A 15,258-nucleotide genomic window follows, 5' to 3' on the forward strand; every position below is an offset into this window, starting at 1 on the left:
CCCCTAATTCACTAAACTTTCCACAATATTATTGATACTTTCTCCACGATACTTCCCTGGTGAGACACCTACTTTTCGGGAAAACAGCCGGGTGAAAAACGCAGGGTCATCGTATCCAACTTCCATTGCGATGCTAATTACCTTATCATCCGAATCAATCAGCAGGTGCTTCGCCCGTTCTATTCGTATAACATGAAGTGCCTCGATCACTGTTTTTCCAGTTTCTTCTTTAAATATCCGATTTAAATGCCGGGAACTTATATTAAATAAATCTGAAAGAATGGCTAGCGTTAGTTTTTGATGATAGTGTCTTTCCAAATATCCACATATTCTTTGCACGAGTATTCTTCTTTCCTGATGACGCACAAAAGTCGGTTCTTTATAATGTATTTGCTCCTCATAGATTCTTGATAATTGAACAAGTAACTGTATTAACTGCAGTCGAATTAAAGTTGAATAGCCTTTTCGTAAACCTTTGTACTCTTCTGCCATTCTATTTAATAGAGCCAATACATCTGCTGCATCCTGCCCACGTAAATTCAATCCATGATGAAAGCGTTCATTATTATCTAGAAAGGGGTGAACATAAAAGTAGTCCATCGAATCGGAAATTCCCAGTTCCTTAAGTAAGGACTCATCAATAAAGCTAGGCATAAACAAGCAATTGATGATTTCCAATTTATTTCCTGGCTGAATTACATATGTATGTACTTCCCCAGGATTAATAATATAGACATCCCCTGCAGAAATATCATACAGCTCCCCTTCAAAACTATGCTTCGCTTCGCCATCAGCTATATAAACCAATTCTACAAAGTCATGGCTATGAACGGGCGGCATGTTGTCCTCAGTATGAGTAAAGGAGCGGATACAAAACGGAAATTCCTTTTCATTCATATATTGACTGCTTCTAATTCTCAATCCATTGATCCCCTTTCTAGCGAAACAACGTTTTTAGCTTTGTAAAATTCCCTTTTTTACTTTTGGAACTTCGATTACAGCACCATTCTCAAGTTGAGATCGAATGGCAGCTTCAATCACTTCCTGGTTAGCAAGTGCGTCTGCACCGGAAGCTTCGATCTCAGAAGGTGCTACCCCTTCTTTCACTTGTTTAATGAAATGATCAAGTCGGTTCTTAAAGGTTTCATTAAAGCTGCCCACGCCAGTCATGATAGAATTTCGAAGTACAAGGAGTTCATCACTTTGATGTGGATAGAATGTGAAGTTTTCATAGACATTATCGATTACAAATCTTCCTTTATTACCAGCCACTTCACAGTACTCGATTGGATGGCGGCCTGCCATATCATAGCTGCCTGTTAAGTGACCAACTGCTCCTGATTCGAATTGCAGATTAATAGAAGCAGTAGACCAGATGCTGCGTCCTGGAGCTTTGGTCATAAACGCTTGTACACGAGTGATATCGCCTGCAAAATAACGCAACACATCAATTGAGTGAGGATGCAAAGCACGAAGATGGAACCACGGGCTTGTTTCCTTCGGATTTTGAATGGTCAGCTTCATATTTAAAAATAAGAGAGTACCGAGATCGCCTTTTTGAATCAGTTCCTTTCCTTTATAAGCAGCAGGAACGAAGCGGTGATTCAAGTTTGATACTAAACGGACATTTTTCTCAGCAGCTAAACGAACAAGTTCTCTGGCTTCTTCGATATTATTAGAAATCGGTTTTTCTACTAGAACATCCTTGCCAGCTTCAATCGCCATAACAGCTGGTGCAAAATGGTCACCACCATTTTCTTCTCCTGCAGTAGCAACTGAGATAATATCAATCTCTTCATTTTGTAGCATTGTTTTCATGTCCGTATAAGCCTTAACACCGTGCAGTTCCTTCATAGCTAATGCTCTTTCTTCAATTAAGTCACAAACAGCAACCAACTTAACATCTGGGTTTTGACTATAATAACGACAATGAATTTTTCCGATATTTCCTACACCCACAACAGCAACTTTTAGCATACTACATTCCCCCTCTTTTCATTTGCTTCCTGGAACAACCTACTTAAATAACCATGGCTTTCTGCAGCGATTGCAGCCACTTTTGGCAGCTCGTAATTTTTGGCACCGATGATCTCAAGAACGGTTGCTCCTTCATAACCGATTTCAACCATCTTATCAACAACCCCCTTCAACGGAGTAGTTCCTCTGCCGGCAATTTGAAACTCTGGTTCAGCAATTTTTAATTGTTCAATAAACGTATCACGAATATGTACGTGAATGATATAATCTTTAAGTGCCTCAATAGCAGCGATTGGGTTATCACCAACACGGCCAACATGTGTAGCATCAAGGTTTAATCCTAACGCCGGATGTTTTACTTCTTCCATAAGGCGAAGAGCTGTCTTTGTATTGTAAATACTTTGTCCATAATGAAGCTTTAAGGCGAAACGAATGCCGCAATCACCAGCTGCATGAGCCAATTCTTCAATGGCATTAATGCTTTCCACTGTTTTTTCTTCATCGTCAGACACACCTGAGCTTCCAACAGTCACCATTGGAATTCCTAGTTTTGCAGCTCTTTCAAAAACTCTTTTTGTCCGTTCCCGATTTTCTGGAATTAAGATGTTGGTTGCTGCTTCGACACAATAAAGATCTAAGCCAGCTTCTCCTACTAGTTTATAAATCTCTTTTAACTCAGCATCACTCGCTGTATCGCTCAAATGCTCAGCCATACCAACGATAGAGGCAAGCTCAATCCCCTGGTATCCAGTAAATTTAATGTATTCCACTGCTGTTTTTAAATCATATCCTCCGAATAAAACTGAATTTACACCTAATTTCATATCAATCTTCCTCCTATAAATATGATTATATTTTTATTTGGTTGAAAACCACGGTGAGAAATCGCTTACAAATTAAGAATAGAACATTTCAGTTCTTTATTCTTGGTTTATTTCGCCATGCACATGGTCAATGCGGACATTTGTAAGCTTCTTAATGGACTCGGAACCTTACTTTTGAAAGTTCCAGGTTATGCCCAGTCTTTCAGATCGCCTCTTACCCTTTAACCGCGCCTGCAGTCATACCTGCAACTATTTTTTTATTAAAGAAAATAAATAGGATTAGTGGAGGAATTGAAATTAGTAATACATCAGCAAATAGCAGATTCCATTGTGTTCCATACATTCCCTTGAAATTATAAAGGGTCAACTGAACGGTTGCATTTTCTGCACCAGGGAAGAAATATAACATATTTTCAAAATCGTTATAAATTTGAATCGATGATAAAACAATAATCGTTGATGTAACAGGCTTTAAGAGTGGAAGAATGATGTTAAAATACAGTTTGAACGAACTGCACCCGTCCATAAGAGCTGCTTCGTCCAGTTCCCTTGGAATCGTGGACATAAAAGCCTTATAAAGCATGCATGCAAATGCAAAATGAAGTGCCGTTTCAAGTAGGACAATGCCGGGAAAAGTTTTAAATAATCCAGTAGTTTGAAGCACCCAAATCGTTGGAACTATCGCAGGAGGAATCATTAATCCTACCAAGACCATTGAATTAAAAAAACCAGAAAGCTTTCCCTTTCTTCTTTCAAGTACAAACGCGGCCATTGAGCATACAAAAATCATCGTTGTAATAGATAAAACCGTAATGAGAGAACTATTAAAAAATGCCCTTAGCACCATTCCATTATTAGCGGTCAATACCGCCCGATAATTTTCAAGGATATGAAAACTACTTGGCCAGGCAAGACTAAGAGCTGCGGATTCTGAAACATCTTTAAACGAGTTAATAATGACAAAGTAAAACGGAATGCCAAATAGTACAATAGCTGCAAAAACAGCAAATACTTCAATCGATAGCAGTTTGAAATTCTTTTTTTTCATAACTGTAGAATTGGTTTCAATGTTATAGGACTGTCCCAATACTTCTGCACCTTCTTGCTTGATTCCCAGGCTCATAGATCCACCTCTTTCCGATTAAGTAATTTGGAGATAGGAAATGCAATTATACCGACGAATAGGAACAAGAGTACGTTTCCTGCAGTAGCTAGACCATAAAACCCGCCAGCATATTGCTTATATATAATTGAAGAAAGCAAGTCAGTGGAGAATCCTGGTCCGCCGCCAGTCATCGCCCATACTAAGTCAAATGTACGCAGACCACCGATAAGAGCAAGAATGATGACCGTATTCAACGCTGGACGGGATAGCGGTAATGTAATATGTAAGAATTCTTGAAAAGAATTTCCGCCATCAATTTTATGTGCTTCATAATACTCGACAGGAATAGCCATAATTCCTGCAATAAAGATTACAGTTGCAATTCCAACTCCTTTCCACACATCTACTAAGATTACAGAAAATAGTGCAATCGAGGCGTCACCTAGCCAATTGGGTCCAGTAATTCCAATTGCATCAAGCCCCTTATTAATAATTCCGGTCGTAGGATTCATCATTGCACTGAAGACAACCCCAACGGCAATGGTACTTAGAAGGGTCGGAAAAAAAACAACAGACCTGAGGAGATTTTTATTCCTGATTTTCGAACATAGGAATACTGCCAGCAGAAGGCCAAGGACCGCTTTAATGCCACATGTTAAGAAGGCATAAATTAATGTGTTTTTAAACCCGATCATTAAAGATGGCTCAGAGAAAAATTGTTTAAAATTATCAAGGCCGATAAATTCCCAATCTATTAGTGTCCATCTTGTTAAACTAAAGAAAAATGACATGATGGTTGGTGATAAAAAAAGTACAGTATAAATGATCGCTGCTGGTATGATAAAGAAATAAGAATACATATGCTTGTTGATTTTCGTCATTTTCATCACTCCTTATATCCGTAGAAATGAGAACCCTGCGTTTACAGCAGAGTTCTCTTTCTGACTAAGAAAGATCTACATGAGAACCCATTTTATTTCCAACCCGGAAGTCCTAGCTGTACTGCCTGCTTCTCAACGTCTTTATCGTACATTTCTGCACCTTTTTTGGCTTTTGTGATTCCACCGCCAACTTCTGCAGCAATTTGTGGCAAGTTAGCACCTTTTACAGGTGAGACGAATTCAAGGGCTGGAGCAACTTTTCCTTCATCGAAGTATGGCTGCATATCTTTAACCGCTTCGTATGCATCGTCGGCAACTTTTGAACCTTCGATTACGCTTGGACCAACAGCTTTCGATTTAGATGCATAGGCTGCAAGACCCTTTTCAGAAATGTAAAATTCTATCCACTTTTTAGCAGCTTCAATCTTTTCTGACTTGCTGTTAATAAAGATACCACTTGGCATCCACACAGTTAAACCGTTTACATCTGCTTTATCACTTGGCTGGGCAAATATTCCGATATCGTTCACTTTATCAGGAAACTTCTCTTCCATTGTTGCCAGAGCAGATGATAACATTGGCCATTGCGCTCCTTTGCCCTCTACTAACATCTGAATGGCTTGATCATAGGTAAGGGTGTTAAAGTCTTTATTCATAAAGCCCTTTTTATAAACTTCTTCGAGCTTCTCGAATCCTCGTAATGCAGCAGGACTTTTGGCAAATTTTGCTTTGTTGTTCGTAAAGTCTTCAGCGAAATTCGGTTCTAATGCCTGGACATTATAGTAGTCTGCAAGGAGAATTAACTGGGAGTTCCAGCTTGTACCGAAAGATCCTATCACAGGAGTAATGCCGGCTTGTTTAATTTTTTCATTGTTCGCCATCAGATCAGCCCAAGTTTTCGGAACAGATAGACCTAATTTCTCATAAACTTTTTTATTATAGAGCCATGCTCCTGCTGAGGTTGTATTAAATGGTACCCCCCATACTTTATCTTTATCGGAAACTGTCCCTTTAAAGGTATCCATAACTGTATCCATAAAAGGCTCCTTCGATAAATCAACCAAGTTTTGCTCTGGATTGATTGTCTTCAAAAGCGATCCCGAATTGAATACAATCAGATCCGTCATTTCGCCTGTTGCCAGCCTCGTTTTAACAATATTTTCTCCTTCAGGACCGCCGGGGCGAATTTCAACTTCTGTTTTAATATTTAATTCTTTTTCAATTTCCGCTACTACCGCCTTAAAACCTGGAGTATTAGAAGTATCAGAAATCCCAATTGTCAGTGTAACCTGTCCATCTTTTTCGGAGGATGCTTTTTCCCCGCTGCTACAGCCAGCCAAAATGGTTCCAAGTACTACTGTTGTTGCCATAACTTTAGCCAATTTCATTTTAAACGCTTTCATTTTCTTTCCCCCTTAGATTGATCACACCATAATTACTTTCTTCATTCTAAAGCCTTATGTATAGATCCTCTAAGATGCGATCGTTTTCAAAAATCAATATACATCTGAATGTTCTGAATTTTACAAGGACACAACGAATGAACAGATATCTTAATCAGTCCGCTGTTCTTGCAAGCAACGGGAATAATCTGCCTTTAATCGGTTGATTCTCCTGCAATTCAAGTTCATTGGTGACGATATGATTCTTACCGCTAAAAGTGGTATCCTCAGGGTAAAAAATAATGGCTAAAACCCGCCTTGGTCTGTTTGTCTGATTTGCATGCGCATAATGAAAAGTCAAGCCATCATGAAACGTGCAGCTTCCTGCCTTTAATCGACAAATGACTGGCGTCTGTTTATTCACCTCTGTATTTTTTGAAAATTGAAACAAATCTTCAGGCTCTGCCAAATTGATTGGTTGGAACTTTCCTGCCTTATGGGACTCTGGAACAAACATCATGCAGCCGTTTTCTTCGTTTACATCATCAAGTGTAATCCAAATAGACAGTGCACCAGGTTCATTCATTGGCCAATAGGGAAAGTCTTGGTGCCATGGAGTAGGTTTGGAATCACCTGGCATCTTAAAAAGAATATGATCATGGAAGAATCGAATTCCATTTGCTCCGGTCAATTGCAGGGCTATATTAGAGAAACGGGGGTGGAAGCTGTACTTTGACATTCCGGCATGATCCCGCCAACTATTGACCTTTTGATTTAGAACTCGAAAATAAGCGCTCCGATCTGGAGATTCTCGCGCCAATGGATTGTGGTCTTCCATTGATTCGTCCACATACTGTCTCAACTCATCGAGTTCTTCTTTTGTCAAAATGTTATTAATTTGTATAAAGCCATTCTTCCGATAAAACTCAATTTGGTTGGCAGTCATTGTAATATCCATTTAATCTCCCCTTATATTCTTTCATTATTGTAAAGTAAGGACCATTGAAGGTGACGAATGGACTGTTCTTGAATATGGATATAAAATACTGCTGTCCCACCACCTTTCAGGGTGTACCCGAATTAATATTTTTCCGGGCATTTTTTCTATAATTTATTTCACAGCCTCCACCCTTACTCTCGGTACTTCGATGACAGCTCCATTTTCCATCTGAGACCGTATTGCAGCTTCAATTACTTCCTGGCAGGCTAATGCATGAGCTCCAGATGCTTGAATTTTATCTGGCGCCACACCTTCTTTTACCTCTTTAATGAAACAATCAAGACGATTCTTAAAGGTTTGATTAAAACTGCCTACCCCAGTCATGATTGAATTGCGTATGACTAATAGCTCATCACTTTGATGAGGATAGAAAGTCAAGTTCTCATATACATTGTCAATGACAAATCTCCCCTTATTCCCAGCCACCTCACAATATTCAATTGGATGACGTCTAGAAGCATCATAACTTCCTGTTAGATGTCCTACTGCACCTGAAGCAAATTCAAGATTAATCGATGCGGTTGACCAGCTACTACGGCCAGGTGCCTTTGTCATAAAAGCCTGCACACGTCTGATTTCTCCTCCGAAGTATTGCAAGACATCAATCGAATGTGGATGGAGAGCACGCATATGGAACCAAGGAGTTGCTTCTTTCACATTTTGAATCGCCAGCTTCATATTTAAAAATAGTAACTGTCCTAATTCTCCTTTTTCTATTAATTCTTTCCCTTTATAAGCTGCTGGGACTGAGCTATGATTTAAATTGCATGCCAAGCGGACATTTTTTTCCGCAGCCATTCGGACCATTTCTCTGGCATCTTTGATATTATTGGATATAGGCTTTTCGACCAGGATATCCTTTCCTGCTTCAATGGCCATTATCGCGGGCAAATAATGATGGCCTCCATTTTCTTCGCCGGCTGTAGCAATACTTACTACATCTATTTCTTCGTTCTCCAGCATGGTTTTCATATCAGTAAAATATTTTATACCATACTGGCCAGCCATTTGTTCTGCTCGTTCTTGGACAAGATCACATACAGCCACTAGCTTGACATCCGGATTTTCACTGTAGGTCTTACAATGAATTTTTCCAATGTTATTGACTCCTACTACAGCTACCTTCAGCATTTTCAAACTCCCTTCTATTCTTGTAAGGTATCATGATAGTAAACTAAGTTTTTTCGATTACTGGTTTATGTAAGATATAATTAAGCGTTTGGGTTAGAATTCTTAACTGGTCGACCACTTTTCTCTGGATACCTTAGTATCCCATCCTCCAATGCCGAAAATATAAATTTTGCTATATTTGCTATAACGTTTTAGCATTAGCCAAACTCCCCCCCCATTTTCTTGGTTTATGAGGGGGCTTCACAACTTTTCCGAAAGACAATTGGGGATTCAAAAGTTGAATGAATCGGCGCTTTTGCCCGTTTTTCTATCAAATCAAGCAAGGTCCTCATACATTGGGCTGCCATTTCTTCAACTGGTAAATGAACAGTCGACAAAGCTGGAATCGTAAATTTGGTAATTTCATAATCATCATGACTAATCATTTCAATATCCTCAGGAATTCCAATTCCTTCTTCATGGAAAGCAGATAATGCTCCTACTGCCATTTCATCACATAAAGAGAAGATTGCGGTTGGTAATTCTTTTTTGGTAGTTAACCATTCCTTAACAGATTGATAACCTCCCTCTTCGGAAAAGCTTCCTATTAAAATATTATCGGAGGAAAGTTCCAAGGAATGCTCGGTAACACGACTAACAAAGCCTTCTTTTCTCAGAGTAACAGCCTGGTTAGATAATCTTGGAACCATTAACCCTACTTTTCGATGGCCCTTTTTCATAAAAACATCGGCAACATTTTCTCCTGCCCTAAAGCTATCCGCATAAACGGTACTAAATTTGTTCGATTTTCTTTGATAAAAAACAATTGGGACATTTACATCATTAGTCTCTAAATAATCCATGTCCGCTTCCGTAGCACCTACAATGATAGCCCCGTTAAAACGAGTCCCTGTCTTTAAACTGCTTATTTTATTTAAATGGCCATTTTCATATGGCTGGATCAACAGCTCAAACTCCCTATTTTGCTCTCTCGAGGATGATTTATCTTGAATGCCATCCAAGAATCGCTTGATAAGAGTAGAACGAGCATTTTTGGTCCAAAGCATCGCTATAACAGGGAGAACTTTTTCGTCACTGCTACGGAGACGACGTGCAGAAATATTAGGAGTGTAGCCTAATTCCTTTGCTATTTTTAAAACTCTTTCCTGTGTCATCTTGGAAATCCTCATTTGATCTCCTTTTCCGTTTAAAACGAATGAGGCTGTCCCAACGGAAACTTCGGCTATCTTTGCAATCTCTTTAATACTCGTCATGAGAGTCTCCTTTTTAGCTAAAACGTTTAACTATAACGTTTTAGCCTTAAACTTATAGTAAATTATCTGAATAGTCTTTGTCAATCGAAATATTTAAATTAGTTAGAAAATTACAAATGTAAGCGTTACTAAATTAACTGACATTTGCGATTTGTTTAGGCTTTGACACCCTTGCTCCAGGTAAGGCTAATACAAACATACCTACTAAAAATAACAATGATCCGATAACAATATAAATGGTAATTGGTTCTTTAAAAAATAACCATGACCAAAATAGAGTAAATATAATGCTGGCATTACCGAGTATAGATGCGACCATGAATGAAACTTGTTTTAATGCTTTTGCATAAATCAAGAAACTTATGCCTGTAATAAAGCCTAAACCAGTCAAGGATAAAACAGAGATAGCATTAAATTCCCCTTGCAATTGGAACTGAGACGGAACTGGAACCGTAGTAACCAGACTGCACCATAGGAAGATTGATAGATTCATATCAGTGGCATTCATTTTTTCAATTAATATTTTTTGACTGACAAAATGAAAACAAGCACCCAAAGCAGATATTGCAAATATGAGTGTTAAATAAAAATCAAACTCTAATAATTTGCTCATGGTAAGACCGTTCATACTAATCAGAGAGATACCTAATACACAAAATGCTACCGATATCAAAGAGAGGTAAGTTGTTTTTTCTTTGAAATAAAAAACAGAAAAGAGCAACATGAAAATAGTAATAAAAAGGAATGACAAGAATCTGTTCATACGCATGTCCAATTGAAACACCATAATTTTCAAAGAGATAGTTGATGGTTTTTCCAACTACTCCGTACCAAATCCATTTCGACTTCCATGTAATCTTGAATTTAGTCTTACTGATAAAAATAAATAAAAGCAAAAAAACGACTCCCAATGAAAAGCGAAAAAACGTAATCGTATAGCTGTCCAGTGAAAACGAAGCTGCTTTCACAAATATACTAACAAAACTCCACATCAACGTACTTAGTAAAAGTAATTGTATTCCCATATCAGAATATCATCCTTTTCTGTTTTAAATTATAAGGCTATTGACGATACCAAGCCAGATATATTCGTATTATACCTTGTTGGATTAACCACACTCTTGGTCAAAACAGACAATTTTAATGAAAAAATCTCACCTAAAATATAAAAATCCCAAGTAATACTTTTGGGATTCTTTAAACATCATTCTCCAAAAATTCCAATTCATCTTTGGTAAAGTGAACCATATCCGCTAGCAGACACTCATCTAATTGTTCGACCATATAGCAGCCGATAATAGGGATGGTAGAAAACGGCTGTGATAAAAGATAGCCCAACACCACTTGGGTAATTGAGAGTGAATGATCGATCGCCATCTTTCGGACTCGTTCTAGTCTGTTACGATTTTTATCTGAGTAATATAGAGGCATTATTTGACTTTCATTGAAAGTTAGACTGCCTGAATCGAGTTTGGAAAATAAGCCTTGTGCTTGGGATGAATAGGGAACTGCCGATAACCCTGTTGCTAGATGAAATTGCTTCATTTCCTTATCCATAATGACAAGAGTTGGATCTGCCAATTTTAATCGGTCAGCTGCTGCAAGACTCCACATCATTTGGTTTCCCGAAAAGCCTTGTATATCATGCCCGGATGCATACTCCTGGGATTTTACGCTACGTTCTGTTGTCCAATTGGAACAGCCATAATAGCGGATTTTCCCCGCTTTAACCTGTTCATTTAGTGTTTCAAGAATTTCCCCGACACTTTTATTGGGATCATCCCGGTGCAGCCAATATAAATCAATCGTATCAACTTGAAGCCTTCTTAGGCTTTCATCAATATCCTTAATAATTTCCTGCGAATTTAACCGGGGAATATCCATTGACTCCAAATACGGATGAGCCCCTTTAGTTGTCACAATCATTTGATTCCGATTATTTCTTAATTTCATCCATTTGCCAATGGTTATTTCACTAATACTTGATTCAATTGGAAGCCAATTTGCATATACCTGTGCGGAATCGATCATATTGCCTCCGTGCTCAACGTAGTAGTCCATTAATTTGAAAGATTCTTCCTCATTTAACTTACTTCCCAATGCCACACCACCGAGTGAAAGTGATGAACTTAACAAATCAGTCCCTATTATTTTCTTCCGTCTCATCATTACCCAATCCCCCCTCAAAAAATACGAATGGTAACAGTCCACTTATAATACTTTTTTTAAGAGTATGATATATATCTTTATAATTCAACCATATTGCCTTTTTTTACCTAGAACAAGATTGACACCGTTTGTTCATAGCAAAAATTGCACTATGCCACAGTAAATTTCATGATAAACAAATATATTTTATTGAAGTTTCATACTTTAGAAGGAATCGATATTTGTATTTGGGAGGGTTCCAATGATAAAGATCAATCATCAGATTGCCGAACCTGGAGACCTTAAAGGAATTACCAAACCAGAAGAAAAAAAGATTCTTAACTTAATGGCTAAATATTATTCCACATTTGAGTATCAAACGCTCAATCAGCTTAAATTTGAACTTCTATTTCGTACGAATACGATGAAAGCAGCCCGCGAATTGAACAAAAGCGGTATAAAGTTTACGACTTTCACTTATGCATTTTGTAATAAAACCTATTGGGATCGGTTAATGAACGGAGGATTCTTACTAAAGGAAGGAGTGAGTCCGTCTGTAGGTATTTTGGATATCCTCAAAAACGGGAAGCTATATGCAACTGAATGCTCCACTGGCATTGCAATTGTATTATATCTCGCAACCCTTTATTCAATTGGGCGCCAACAGTTTGATGCACTATTTGACAGGCTTTACTTAATGGATTGGCAATTTGATGAAGATCTTCCTATTTATCAATTTTATAGTGATGAGTTTCTGCCTGGAGACGTTTTACATTTTAACAACCCTGACTTTGATCCTAAACAGCCTCATTGGCGTGCTGAAAATGTGATCTACTTTGGCGATGACAGTTACTACGGTCATGGCGTAGGTATTCAAAGTGCCAACACCATCATCAACTTCCTAAACAAAAAAAGAAAGCCGAATCCAAAGAATTCAGCTTACCTAATGAATTTAATAACACGACCACACTACCAAACATTATATCGGTGACAGGCACCACCAAGGGTGGTGCCTGTCACCTTTTTTTATCTATTCACAGTTTAAAAGTTGACGAATGCGTCTTCTGCTTTGACACCCGATTTGATTACTTTGTTGTCAATTAACCATTTGGCGACATGATCCCAGGTTTGCGGGTCTTGGTAGCCGAATGATTGGTCCTTTGCGTCCATGAGCGGCAAGAGAATTTCTAAGCTCTTGGTCTCAATGTCCTTTTCTAAAGGCGATGATTTGTCTTCATGGTTAAGTAAAATTGACAAGCCCTCTTCCGGGTGGTCCTGAACATATTTTTGACCTTTTCCAATTGCTGTCATAAACTTCTTAAACACATCAGGCTTTGCCTTTAGTTCCTTCTCACTGCCGACTAGAACTAATTCATAATAATCAGGTACACCATAATCAGCAGGATTTAAGGTACGCATTGGATGGCCTTCTTTATCAAGCAGCAATTTTTCATGGTTAATATAACCGCCGATAAGGGCATTTGTTTTCTTTGTTGCCATGGCAGGAATTAAATCCCAGCCAACATCGACCATCTTAATTTTTGAAGCATCTCCCCCATCAGACTTTACCATCGTTTGTACAATTGCTTCATCCAAAGGAATCGATGGATAACCAATCGTTTGACCTGCTAAGTCCTTAGGTGATTTGATCGCACTATCAGCCGGCACCATCAATTGATTAAGCGGGTGACGCACAATGGCACCAAACGATTGAACGGGAATATCTTCGCCGCGAGCGACAAGTACCTGTGGCTGATAGCTTAACGCCATATCAATTTGGCCTGCTGCCACTAGTTTTAGCGGATCATTTGTATCTGCCGGCATTTCGATGTTAACATCTAGGCCCTGTTCTTTAAAATAACCCTTCTCCTCGGCTGCATAAAGGAACGAATGGACAGCGTTCGGATACCAGTCTAGCATCAATGTCACTTTTTCAAGCTTCTGATCGCCTTTCTTTTCGGCAGCACTGTCGTCATTTTTCCCGCAAGCACTTAACACTAGCAGCATCAAACCTAGTATGATTATTGAAACCTTTTTCATTTTACTTACTTCCCCTCTTAGATGTGGTATTTATTTTTCAATAATTGTCTTTCAATAAAACTGATTAATAAAAATAAGATAATACCAAGTAAAGATAATAGAAAAATAGCAGCAAACACAGCATCTGCCTGCAAGCTCCCAGACATGCGCCGGCTGAAGTACCCCAGTCCTTGGCTCGCCCCAAGCCATTCGCCAATCGTTGCCCCTGTGACACAATACACAACCGACATTTTCAATCCTGATAAAAATGACGGCAGGGCCATAGGCACCTGAATTTTTTTAAAAATCGTCCAGCGGTTCGCCCCCATCGTTAACAATAATTCACGATACTCTTGACCACCCGATTTCAACCCATCATAGGTACTTACAACAATAGGGAAAAATGCTATTAAAATGGTGACGGCGATCTTACTCCAAATGGAATACCCAAACCACATGATAAAAATCGGAGAAATCGCAATCAGCGGGATCGTTTGAGAAATAACTAGGAACGGATAAAGCACCTTCTCTAACGGACGTGAAAAGTGCATGCCGATTCCTAGAAGTGTGCCGCAAGCAACAGAAATCGCAAACCCAATCAGTACTTCATTCAGTGTGGCTGGCAAATGTTCTTCAAACAGCAGCTCACGGTTTTCTATTAATGATCCCCAAATCGCTGAAGGTGATGGCAAAATAAAGGCTGGAATGAGTCCTCGATTCACCACCCATTGCCAGAGGCTGATCAGGAGGATGATCACAATTAAAAATAAACCGTAATCGCTTGTCCATTTTTTAAATCTAGTTGTTTTCATGTTGAATCAGCCACTCCAGTTCTCTTCTCATCCTGATAAATTCTTCTTGATAAATTAGTTCTGAACTTCTCGGTCTCGGCAAATTAACCTTCCATTCTTGAATTCCATCTACTTTAAGAACGTAAATCCTGTCGCTTAAAAGAATAGCTTCTTCTAGATCATGGGTAATGAACAGGACCGTCTTTTGCAGCTCGCCCCATAATCCTAATAACCAGCTGTGCATGTTCCGTTTCGTCATCGAATCAAGTGCACCAAACGGTTCATCCAATAATAACAGGTCTTTTCCTGTCATCAGCGTTCGTAAAAAGGCGGCACGCTGCCGCATTCCTCCCGACAGTTCATTAGGATACGCATCTTCATAATCAGCCAGCCCAAAACGAGCCAGCCACTCTCTTACTTCCAGTAACTTCGTTTTCTTATTTCCCTTTGTGACTTCCAAGGGAAGCAGCACATTTTCGTTGACCGTTCTCCATGGTAAAAGCAGGTCTTTTTGCGGCATATAGCCGACACTGCCTAACCGCTTGCCAGTTTTTCCGCCGTTAATCAAAATTTGTCCCTGATCCGGTTCAAGCAGCCCATTCACCAATTTAAATAGTGTACTTTTTCCAGAACCACTCGCCCCAATGATGGATACAAATTCTCCTGCTTTTACATCAAGTGAAATCTTTTCAAAAATTGGCTTACCAGGACCGAATGAATACGAAAGATCATTGATTTGTAACATGG

General features: G+C 38.9%; 16 protein-coding genes. 1 reads left to right on the forward strand and 15 read right to left on the reverse strand.

The window, feature by feature from the left end; all coding sequences use genetic code 11:
• Positions 1-3: 3 nt before the first annotated feature.
• From GXK58_RS00640 to GXK58_RS00695, 12 genes are all read right to left on the reverse strand, one after another.
• Positions 4-921 carry an AraC family transcriptional regulator gene (locus GXK58_RS00640; protein ID WP_160718871.1) on the reverse strand — a complete coding sequence of 306 codons (918 nt, stop codon included), beginning with the start codon at positions 919-921 and terminating at the stop codon, positions 4-6.
• Positions 922-954: 33 nt separating this feature from the next.
• A complete protein-coding gene (locus GXK58_RS00645) occupies positions 955-1,977 on the reverse strand; it encodes a Gfo/Idh/MocA family protein (RefSeq protein ID WP_160718873.1) in 1,023 nt (340 codons plus the stop codon).
• On the reverse strand, positions 1,971-2,801 hold the full coding sequence (locus tag GXK58_RS00650; RefSeq protein WP_160718874.1) for a sugar phosphate isomerase/epimerase family protein: 831 nt from the start codon (positions 2,799-2,801) through the stop codon (positions 1,971-1,973). The genes GXK58_RS00645 and GXK58_RS00650 overlap by 7 nt, the downstream gene beginning before the upstream one ends.
• Before the next feature lie 214 nt (positions 2,802-3,015).
• A complete protein-coding gene (locus GXK58_RS00655) occupies positions 3,016-3,924 on the reverse strand; it encodes a carbohydrate ABC transporter permease (protein WP_442862442.1) in 909 nt (302 codons plus the stop codon).
• Positions 3,921-4,787, reverse strand: coding sequence for a carbohydrate ABC transporter permease (locus tag GXK58_RS00660; protein WP_160718876.1), 867 nt, complete (start codon positions 4,785-4,787; stop codon positions 3,921-3,923). Before GXK58_RS00660 ends, GXK58_RS00655 begins: the two co-directional genes overlap by 4 nt.
• 92 nt (positions 4,788-4,879) lie before the next feature.
• Positions 4,880-6,190, reverse strand: coding sequence for an ABC transporter substrate-binding protein (locus GXK58_RS00665; protein ID WP_160718877.1), 1,311 nt, complete (start codon positions 6,188-6,190; stop codon positions 4,880-4,882).
• A 154-nt stretch (positions 6,191-6,344) separates the two neighbouring features.
• Positions 6,345-7,127, reverse strand: a complete 783-nt coding sequence (locus GXK58_RS00670; RefSeq protein ID WP_160718879.1) for a phytanoyl-CoA dioxygenase family protein — start codon at positions 7,125-7,127, stop codon at positions 6,345-6,347.
• A gap of 153 nt (positions 7,128-7,280) precedes the next feature.
• On the reverse strand, positions 7,281-8,300 hold the full coding sequence (locus tag GXK58_RS00675) for a Gfo/Idh/MocA family protein (protein ID WP_160718880.1): 1,020 nt from the start codon (positions 8,298-8,300) through the stop codon (positions 7,281-7,283).
• Between the two features lie 227 nt (positions 8,301-8,527).
• On the reverse strand, positions 8,528-9,553 hold the full coding sequence (locus GXK58_RS00680) for a LacI family DNA-binding transcriptional regulator (protein WP_160718882.1): 1,026 nt from the start codon (positions 9,551-9,553) through the stop codon (positions 8,528-8,530).
• A 133-nt stretch (positions 9,554-9,686) separates the two neighbouring features.
• Complete coding sequence (locus tag GXK58_RS00685; protein WP_442862446.1) at positions 9,687-10,277, reverse strand: DMT family transporter; 591 nt, start codon at positions 10,275-10,277, stop codon at positions 9,687-9,689.
• Positions 10,183-10,578, reverse strand: coding sequence for a DMT family transporter (locus tag GXK58_RS27675; protein WP_160718884.1), 396 nt, complete (start codon positions 10,576-10,578; stop codon positions 10,183-10,185). Before GXK58_RS27675 ends, GXK58_RS00685 begins: the two co-directional genes overlap by 95 nt.
• 172 nt (positions 10,579-10,750) lie before the next feature.
• A complete protein-coding gene (locus tag GXK58_RS00695; RefSeq protein ID WP_160718885.1) occupies positions 10,751-11,722 on the reverse strand; it encodes an aldo/keto reductase in 972 nt (323 codons plus the stop codon).
• Positions 11,723-11,963: 241 nt separating this feature from the next.
• On the opposite strand from GXK58_RS00695, the gene GXK58_RS00700 reads away from it, so the two are divergent.
• Positions 11,964-12,692, forward strand: a complete 729-nt coding sequence (locus tag GXK58_RS00700; RefSeq protein ID WP_160718887.1) for a protein-glutamine gamma-glutamyltransferase — start codon at positions 11,964-11,966, stop codon at positions 12,690-12,692.
• 50 nt (positions 12,693-12,742) lie between these two features.
• On the opposite strand, the gene GXK58_RS00705 is transcribed toward GXK58_RS00700, so the two are convergent.
• The 3 genes from GXK58_RS00705 to GXK58_RS00715 are packed head-to-tail and all read right to left on the reverse strand — an operon-like array spanning position 12,743 to position 15,256.
• The gene (locus GXK58_RS00705; protein WP_160718888.1) at positions 12,743-13,741 is read right to left on the reverse strand and encodes an ABC transporter substrate-binding protein; all 999 of its coding nucleotides are present in this window, start codon (positions 13,739-13,741) and stop codon (positions 12,743-12,745) included.
• A 17-nt stretch (positions 13,742-13,758) separates the two neighbouring features.
• The gene (locus GXK58_RS00710) at positions 13,759-14,532 is read right to left on the reverse strand and encodes an ABC transporter permease (RefSeq protein ID WP_160718890.1); all 774 of its coding nucleotides are present in this window, start codon (positions 14,530-14,532) and stop codon (positions 13,759-13,761) included.
• Positions 14,519-15,256: an ABC transporter ATP-binding protein gene (locus GXK58_RS00715; protein WP_160718891.1), complete on the reverse strand. Its 738-nt coding sequence runs from the start codon at positions 15,254-15,256 to the stop codon at positions 14,519-14,521. Before GXK58_RS00715 ends, GXK58_RS00710 begins: the two co-directional genes overlap by 14 nt.
• Between the last annotated feature and the right edge of the window lie 2 nt (positions 15,257-15,258).

Origin of the sequence: Bacillus sp. USDA818B3_A (assembly GCF_009928415.1) — a bacterium.
In the GTDB taxonomy this organism is placed as follows: Bacteria; Bacillota; Bacilli; order Bacillales; family Cytobacillaceae; genus Neobacillus.